The organism is Brachybacterium sp. AG952, assembly GCF_004362645.1.
GTDB lineage: Bacteria > Actinomycetota > Actinomycetes > Actinomycetales > Dermabacteraceae > Brachybacterium > Brachybacterium conglomeratum.
Map to the genome: position 1 here is coordinate 293,367 of NZ_SNXV01000006.1, position 7,296 is coordinate 300,662.

Sequence of the window (7,296 nt, forward strand, 5' to 3'; positions counted from 1 at the left end):
GCCGCCCCATGCCCGAGGAGGCATCGCATGACCCCCACCCTGCAGGCTCTCCCCGCGAACTGGGGCAGCCGGAACCAGGTCGAGAAGCTCACGCCCGCCGCGGCCGCTTCCCTCTCCCGAGTGATGATGCGCGCCGTCGCGGAGACGGGCTCCGTCTTCAACCTGAACGACGGCTACCGCTCGTACGAGGAGCAGGTGTCGCTGTTCACGGCGAACTACCGCAACCGCGGCACGAAGTCGAAGCGGCACCGCGACGATCGGATGTTCGGCGGCACCGCGTGGCGGTGGCTCGGCGGCGTGCGGGTCGCCTCCCCGGACCTATACGGCACCGGTACGGGCGCCAAGCACACCAAGGGCGAGGCGATCGACGTCATCCCCGCACTGATCCAGGGGTACCTGCAGTCGCAGGGCCTCGCCTCTGGATGGTCGTGGGAGGAGGGCCGCCGGAACAACGAGCCGTGGCACTTCGTGTACATCGAGTCGCTGGACCAGTACCGGCACGAGGGCTTCCTGGATCACGCGGCGGTGCAGCGCGTCGTCGGCGCGGACGTCGACGGGAAGATCGGCCCCGCCACCGCGGGCAAGATCCGCGAGTGGCAGAAGGCGCACGGCCTCACCGCGGACGGCAAGGTCGGCGCGAAGACGAAGGCGGCGATGGGCCTGGGGGGAGGTGACGCCGCCCCGGTGACCCCGGCGCCCCCGACGGTGCCCGCGGGCGGCACCTCCGTCCCGGCCCCGACCCCGGAGCGCACGGCGCTCGCCGCCGCGGTCGACGGGATCTTCCCCTGGGCCGACGCCACGACCCAGTTATGGGACGGCAAGTACCCGAACCAGGCCTACGTCGGGGGCAAGCCGATCGGGCTGCTGCACTCCACCGAAACCGGCACCTGGCCCGGCTACGGGGCCGGCACGTCCGCCCCGCACCTCACGGTCCGCTTCGACCCGAAGGAGCGGACGATCGCGGCGCGGCAGCACTACTCCACAACCCGCCCCTCCCGCGCGCTCGTCAACCGCGCCGGCGGAGTCCAGACCAACAACGCCCGGGTCTTCCAGATCGAGCTGATCGGCTCGTGCGACCTCACCTTCGCGAAGAAGCACGGCTACCTCTACCTCCCCGACCTCCTCGAGGAGGCGTGGGCGCGCGACGCGCTCGCCGCCGTGCTCGCCGCGGTCTCCGAGTCGCTGGGCATCCCGCTGACGTCCTCGGTGGTCTGGGCGAACTACCCGGGCTCGTACGGGGAGAAGGCCGCGCAGCGGCTCACCGGCGCCCAGTGGGAGGCGTACACGGGGTGGCTCGGCCACCAGCACGCCCCGGAGAACGACCACGGCGACCCCGGCGACATCCCGATCGCGGAGATCCTCGCGGCCGCCGGCGGGGACCCCACCGCGGTGATCGCTCCTCCGTCTGGCGGGGGCGGCTCGTCCTCGTCGAAGCTTCCCTCCGGAAAGGCAGCTCTCATGCAGCTCAAGAACGTGCCCGACTTCCCGCTCCTGCGCACGCCGGGGCACCTCTGCTACTACGGCGACGCGTCGGGCCCGATCGAGTCCGTGTCGGGGAAGTCGGCGAACTCGCTGAACCCGGGCGAGATCTACACCGAGGGCGGGAGGACCCGCTCGAGGGGGATAGTCACCGCGCAGCAGCAGCTGAAGGCCCGCGGCTACGACGTGGACATCGATGGCCGCTGGGGCGCGCAGATGGACAACGCGATCGGGAACGTCCAGCGCCTCGCCGGCCTCACGGTCGACCGGAAGCTCGGCCCGGTGACCTGGTACGCGCTGTGGCTGCTCCCCGTCCAGTGAGCTCGACCGGCCATCAGACCAGGAGGTGAGGGGGCGTGTGCTTGACGTCAACGCGCAGCTGCTGGTCCTGCTCCCCCTCCTCGCGAGCGGGATCGGCTGGCTCGTCATCCAGTCCTACCGCCGCTCCGACGCGAGGCAGGCCCAGATGATCGAGCTCTACAAGAAGCAGGCCGACGAGGCGAAGGCCCGCGCCGAAGCGGCGGAGAAACGCGAGGACCGGGCGTGGGCGAAGGCACGCGCCTACTGGCGTCTGCTGGTCGAGCACGGCATCGACCCCATCCCCCCGATCGAGGACGGTGATGACCTGTGACCCAGGACGAGCAGGACACCCTCGAGCAGCTCGAGCACGACGAGACCCGTGCACGCCGCCACCGGCAGATCGGCGTGTGGGTGTTGCTGGTCATCGTGCTGGCCCTCGCGGGCGCGACCGCGTACGGCCTCACGATGGGGCATCAGCGTCAGCAGCAGGTCGACGCGCTCGCCGAGCAGCTCTCCGACACCGACTCGGCGGCCGTCCAGGTCGCGGAGCAGCGCCAGGCCCAGGCCCGGACTGTGCTCGAGCTGTGCGAGTCGGGTGCGATCGAGCAGGACGCCGCAGGGCAGGCCGTCTGCGACGAGGCCGAGCAGGCCGCGCAGGAGGATCCTGAGCAGGCGGTCGCGCAGGCGAAGGGCGAGCAGGGTCCGCAGGGGCCCCGCGGCCCGGCCGGCCCCTCGGGTGCCGACGGCTCCGACGGGGCCGACGGCGCTGACGGGACGGCCGGCGCTCCGGGCGAGTCCGGCCCCGCCGGGACGGAGGGTGCCGACGGTGCCCCCGGCACGGACGGCGCTGCTGGCACTGACGGAGAGGACGGTGAGCAGGGTGTTCCCGGACCGACCGGCGCCCCAGGCGAGGCTGGCAAGGCCGGCGAGGCTGGGGCGTCCGGGAGCGACGGGAAGCCCGGTGCGACTGGTGCCCAGGGCGCGACCGGCGCCAAGGGCGATCCCGGACCGGCCGGGCCGCAGGGCGCTGCCGGTGAGCGTGGCCCGCGCGGCGAGACCGGCCCCGCCGGCGCAGACGGCCAGGACGGGCGCGGCATCGCGTCCGCGATCTGCGACCCCGACACAGGCCGCTGGACCATCACCTACTCCGACGACACGAGCGAGGACGCGGGGCCGTGCATCGCCGCGACCCCCGACGACCCCGCACCCACACCCACCCCGACCGAGGAGGTCACCCCATGAACGACGCCATCACCACCGCGACCGAGCTCACCCCCATCGGCGCGGTGCTCGTCCTCGCCGCGCTCGCGCAGGTTGCCATCGTCCAGATCGCGAAGGACCGCTCCTGGTCGAAGGCCCACGCGCAGCGGGTCTCCGCGATCGTCGCGGCTGTGCTCGGTCTCGCGGCCGCGGTCGTGCTCGGCATGATCAGCGGGATCCCCGACTCCGTGGTCCAGATCGTCTCCACGATCCTGCTGTCCATCGCCGCAGTCGCGGTGCTCGGCCAGGCCCTCTACAAGGGCCTCGGCTACGCGATCCCCGATGGCCGCCCCGAGCAGCCGACGGCGTCCGGTGACGTGCACGTGACCGTGAACGCCACCGAGGATCCGGAAGCGATCGCTCGCGCGCTCAGCGCCGAGCAGCTGCGGCATGGCCGCCGCGCCGACCGCGACGGCGTGCCCGACGGCAGGGACACCCCGGTCGAGGAGCGGTGATGTTCGAGTGCCCCAGCTGCGGTGCCCAGTACACGGACCCGACCTCGGCGCGCTGGTGCGCGGACGAGGACGACGCCGCGGACCGCGACGCCCGCCGACGATGAGAACGCCCCCACCTGGCCTACACGGCCGGGTGGGGGCGTTCCTCTGTGCCTGGGGTCAGGCGTTTGCCATCGAGATGGCGCTCACGCGGATCTGCGGAGCCGCATCCCTAGCCTTGTGCTTCGAGTCCCCGCCCACCTGGAGGCGGAAGAAGTCGTTGATGGACGGGCGGATCCTGCGGACGTGGTCGATGACCTCGGAGTGCAGGTGGACGTGCTTCTTGAGCTTCGTGAAGGGGATCTGTGCGTCGAGGCTGAGCATCTCGACTCCCACAGCGATCCCGTTCGCGTCCAGGTCAACCAGGACATCCTCGTTGACCTCAATCGTTCGGGCGACTTTCTCATTCGACAGGCGGATGTAGGCGGCGTCAGCATCACGATCCACTCGGATCTGGACCTGGTTCATAGCCCAACCTCTCTCTCCTCGCGGCTAGCGTGGATCAACTCATTCTACGGGAAAAGTGGTCTTCACAACGTTCACTTTGGTCACATCGAGCGGTCTGACGAGAACGACTGCCATCCGTCGGCCGTCTGGCAAGGTCCCGAGGTACTTCACCGCACGGCCACGCCCCGGCATCGACATGTCGAAGTGCTTGAGGACGTACTCAATATCCGAGCGGCTGATGGCTCGCTCGTCGCCGCGCTCCGTGCCGTGGGTTGTGTACTTGATCCGCACCGAGCGTCTACTCCTCGGGCAGGAGCTGGAACTTGAGGTCTCTGACCTCTCGGCCCTTGATCAGCAGTCGAACCGTGTACAGGCCGAAGGAGGGCATCGGCAGGTTCAGTGAGAGCGTGATCAGGACGCCAACTCGCCTGTCGTCGCCGTAGGGGTGCTTCGCGTCCGATGGTGAGACCGTGAACTCGGTTGAGATGTCGAGCTGCTCGTCGGGGGAGGTGACACGAACTTCGAGGGGGAAGTCTTCGTCGTCGGCCGACGCGCGGACACGAGCGGCCAGGCTGAATGGGATCTGGGTGGGAACCGAGACTGCCGTCAGCCGAGTGAAGGACGCACCCACAGCAGTGAGTCGATCGCCCGCGACCGTCGCATAGTCCGCAAGGAAGGCGTAGTCCAGCTCTGGCTCCATCTGGCGAACAGTACCGCACAGCGGCCTCTTGTCACGTAACGGGACACGTTGGCCAACTACTGGGCTACTCCCGGCCCGTCCCCGTACTCGCTCATTACCTCGACCGGCCCGACGCGCCCCACTCCCAGCCGGAGACTGTTAGCTTGGCTATCGGATCGCTTCGCGATTGAAGCCCTCGAAGTGATCCGTTCGCGGATGCCCCCGCTCTCCTTCGGGAGGGTGGGGGCGTTTCACTATGCGGTCATACGTCTCGGAAAGTCGCGAAGTTACTGGTCAGCCACGTAGAGTCGCAGGAGACTGATGAGGAGCTGCTGTGGAGAACATGCCTTGCTGGCGTCGGGAGGCGACGGTGTGGCTGGACACCACGAGCCCGGGCTTGCCCGCAGAGAAGCGGGAGGCGTTCTACGAGGCCGTGGACCGGTACTACCGGCAGAACCCGACCGCCGAGCGCGATGCGCACTTCCTCTCCGTCCTGAAGGAGGACCACGAGGCCTTCCCCAAGATCCTCCGCGAGATCAACGCCGACGGACCGGGAAGCAGCTCCTCGTAGCACGCCAGCTGCTGCACGGCGCTGGGAGACTGGAGCCATGACCCCGCAGCCTTCCTATCGGATCCTCCGCGCCGCATGGATCATGGCCCGCGCGTTCACCCCGCACCTCGTCCTCGCACCGCTCGCGTTGCCCTGGACGCTCCTGTCGGTCGTCCCCGGCACGCTCCGGTGCGGCCTCTACCTTGACCCCACGCGCACCGGGATGGTGATGCTTTACCGCTCGAACCCGATCCTGGACGTGCTGGTGCTGTTCCCGGTCATGATGGTCGCGTTCGCCGCCTACTTCGGCGCGGCGTCGGCGTTGATGAGCCTCGCCGGTTGGCTGGCGCTATCACTCCCGGCGGTGACGTTGATGTTCATGGTCGGGCTGCTGTTCCTTCTGCCGCGTGGCGGCGGCTCCCTGTTCCCCTGGGGGCCGGAGACACCGAAGGGTCAGCGGTGGGAGGTCGCCGGCCTCGCGCAGCTCCCTGGCACCCGCCTCACCGGCATCCAGCTCGCGCTCCGAGTCCTCGGCACGGTGCCGCCGGCGGGCGCTGTGGTGGTCGCGACCGCGAACTCCGCGGACCTGTACCGGCAGTATCAGGCGTTCGGGTTCACGGGCGGGCCGAAGCACCGCGTGCACCGCGTCATCACCTGAACTCGAGGGCTCAGCCGAGCGCGGCGGCGACGAGCACCCCGCCGAACGACCCGACCAGGCTCACGATCAGGTGGGAAGCACCGAGGGTGGTGCCGATGATCGCGGGGACGCGGGCACGGTCCCGTAGGAGGAGTCCGACGACGCCGAGCGCGGTGGCGATCGTGGCGATGACGGCCTGCGGGATCCCGAATAGGAACGGGATCGCCTGGTACGACATGCCGGTGCGCTCCAGCAAGAACGGGAGAGCGGGGCTGAGTGTCTGGGCGCCGAGACCGGCGAGGAGAAGCAGAATCCCGAACGCGAGCGAGGCGATGCCGACGGGGTTTCCCCGGCGCGGCGTGCCGGGCTCGGTGATGGTCATGCGTTTTTCTTGTGCTTCTGGATCGTCGCCCAGAAGACGGGTGCCTCGACCTTCTCGCCCGTGCCAGGCCCAGCTTGCTGCTCGAGCTCGTCCGCGATCGCTTCGACGTCGTAGTCCAGCGCGGACGTCTGTTCGTCGCCGCTCGCGATAGTGGCGTTGATGTACTTGATCAGGCTGTCTCGGTCCATGCTCACTCCTCGTCGGCGGTGCCTCCCGGTGGAGGCGATCGTACTCACCGCCGGGCGGGGTTCGCCTCCCTCCACGCCCCCATCCACACCTCGTCGTACCGGCGCGCCGCGGGGCGGGGCCGGGCGGCGCGGAGGTCGACGTGCTCGAGCAGCCATACGAGGACGTGCGCGTCGAGCTCGGCGCGGCGCCCGACCCAGTCCGCGGAGTCGATCAGCAGCTCGGCGCCGCCGGCACGGACCCGGATCGAATGCTCGGGGAGGGTCGGGTCGAGCTCGGAGTGGGCGACATCGACCCGCGGGCCGATGAGCGCAAGCCGGTACCGGATCGCGATGCCGTGGACCGTCTGCACGGCGCGCTGGTGCGCGAAGTAGAGCTCGTGGCCGTCGGGGATCATGGGCGGCATCCTGCCCCCCGGTGGGGACATCCGGGCACCGGTACGTGTTGGCGAACCGTGACCGTGGTCTGGATGTCGCGCATGGCGCTGTCCTTCCTGGCTGCCGGGGAGCTCCCCGGCCTCGGCACCCTGCCGAGTGACCTCAGCGTCGCCGGGCGGTGCCGCCCGTTCCAGGGCGGGGCCGATCCTGTGGACGGCAGGGGGCTGGGGAGGAACGGTCGCGGACGGGGACGGCACACGGAGCGGCAGCCCGCTTCATGACGCGAAGCGGCCGGCCCCTCCGAGGAGGGACCGGCCGTGTCGGTCGCCGAGGCCCGGGCCGTCAGGCCCGCCCGTCGGCGTCAGGTTCGTGAGGCTCAGGCCTGGGGCACGACGAGACCGGTCGCGGACGAGCGCGCGGCCTCGAAGCGGGCCTGGACGTCGGCCCAGTTCACGATGTTCCAGATCGCCTTGACGTAGTCCGCCTTCACGTTCTGGTAATCGAG

The 7,296-nt window shown here is 70.1% G+C and carries 13 protein-coding genes; 6 read left to right on the forward strand and 7 right to left on the reverse strand.

The genetic code is table 11. From position 1 onward, the window contains the following. Positions 1 to 27 precede the first annotated feature (27 nt). Genes DEU31_RS15180 through DEU31_RS15195 form a run of 4 tightly spaced genes read left to right on the forward strand, consistent with a single transcriptional unit; the run spans position 28 to position 3,494 of the window. Complete coding sequence (locus DEU31_RS15180; protein WP_133677739.1) at positions 28 to 1,800, forward strand: peptidoglycan-binding protein; 1,773 nt, start codon at positions 28 to 30, stop codon at positions 1,798 to 1,800. Positions 1,801 to 1,837: 37 nt separating this feature from the next. Next, positions 1,838 to 2,110 (forward strand): hypothetical protein, encoded by a 273-nt coding sequence (locus tag DEU31_RS15185; RefSeq protein WP_133677740.1) that lies wholly within the window; start codon positions 1,838 to 1,840, stop codon positions 2,108 to 2,110. Continuing rightward, positions 2,107 to 3,021, forward strand: a complete 915-nt coding sequence (locus tag DEU31_RS15190) for a hypothetical protein (protein ID WP_133677741.1) — start codon at positions 2,107 to 2,109, stop codon at positions 3,019 to 3,021. Before DEU31_RS15185 ends, DEU31_RS15190 begins: the two co-directional genes overlap by 4 nt. Next, the gene (locus DEU31_RS15195) at positions 3,018 to 3,494 is read left to right on the forward strand and encodes a hypothetical protein (RefSeq protein WP_133677742.1); all 477 of its coding nucleotides are present in this window, start codon (positions 3,018 to 3,020) and stop codon (positions 3,492 to 3,494) included. Before DEU31_RS15190 ends, DEU31_RS15195 begins: the two co-directional genes overlap by 4 nt. A gap of 159 nt (positions 3,495 to 3,653) precedes the next feature. On the opposite strand, the gene DEU31_RS15200 is transcribed toward DEU31_RS15195, so the two are convergent. From DEU31_RS15200 to DEU31_RS15210, 3 genes are read right to left on the reverse strand one after another with little or no spacing between them, the layout of a single operon-like run. Continuing rightward, positions 3,654 to 4,001: a DUF2283 domain-containing protein gene (locus tag DEU31_RS15200; protein ID WP_133677743.1), complete on the reverse strand. Its 348-nt coding sequence runs from the start codon at positions 3,999 to 4,001 to the stop codon at positions 3,654 to 3,656. A gap of 39 nt (positions 4,002 to 4,040) precedes the next feature. Further along, a complete protein-coding gene (locus tag DEU31_RS15205) occupies positions 4,041 to 4,271 on the reverse strand; it encodes a DUF4258 domain-containing protein (RefSeq protein WP_133677744.1) in 231 nt (76 codons plus the stop codon). A gap of 7 nt (positions 4,272 to 4,278) precedes the next feature. Further along, positions 4,279 to 4,680 carry a hypothetical protein gene (locus tag DEU31_RS15210; RefSeq protein ID WP_133677745.1) on the reverse strand — a complete coding sequence of 134 codons (402 nt, stop codon included), beginning with the start codon at positions 4,678 to 4,680 and terminating at the stop codon, positions 4,279 to 4,281. Between the two features lie 313 nt (positions 4,681 to 4,993). Between DEU31_RS15210 and DEU31_RS15215 the strand changes: the two genes are divergently transcribed. Next, positions 4,994 to 5,230 carry a hypothetical protein gene (locus tag DEU31_RS15215; protein ID WP_133677746.1) on the forward strand — a complete coding sequence of 79 codons (237 nt, stop codon included), beginning with the start codon at positions 4,994 to 4,996 and terminating at the stop codon, positions 5,228 to 5,230. Between the two features lie 37 nt (positions 5,231 to 5,267). Next, positions 5,268 to 5,867 (forward strand): hypothetical protein, encoded by a 600-nt coding sequence (locus DEU31_RS15220; RefSeq protein WP_133677747.1) that lies wholly within the window; start codon positions 5,268 to 5,270, stop codon positions 5,865 to 5,867. Positions 5,868 to 5,877: 10 nt separating this feature from the next. Here DEU31_RS15220 and DEU31_RS15225 read toward each other — a convergent pair whose 3' ends face one another. The 4 genes from DEU31_RS15225 to DEU31_RS15240 all read right to left on the reverse strand — a co-directional run. Next, positions 5,878 to 6,228, reverse strand: a complete 351-nt coding sequence (locus DEU31_RS15225) for a hypothetical protein (protein ID WP_166649535.1) — start codon at positions 6,226 to 6,228, stop codon at positions 5,878 to 5,880. Beyond that, a complete protein-coding gene (locus DEU31_RS15230) occupies positions 6,225 to 6,416 on the reverse strand; it encodes a hypothetical protein (protein ID WP_133677748.1) in 192 nt (63 codons plus the stop codon). The genes DEU31_RS15225 and DEU31_RS15230 overlap by 4 nt, the downstream gene beginning before the upstream one ends. A 44-nt stretch (positions 6,417 to 6,460) precedes the next feature. Next, entirely contained in the window at positions 6,461 to 6,811 is a 351-nt protein-coding gene (locus DEU31_RS15235; protein WP_166649536.1) for a hypothetical protein, read from the reverse strand. A gap of 356 nt (positions 6,812 to 7,167) precedes the next feature. Continuing rightward, positions 7,168 to 7,296: Fe-Mn family superoxide dismutase (locus DEU31_RS15240; protein ID WP_243733856.1), on the reverse strand; the 129-nt coding region annotated here is incomplete at its 5' end.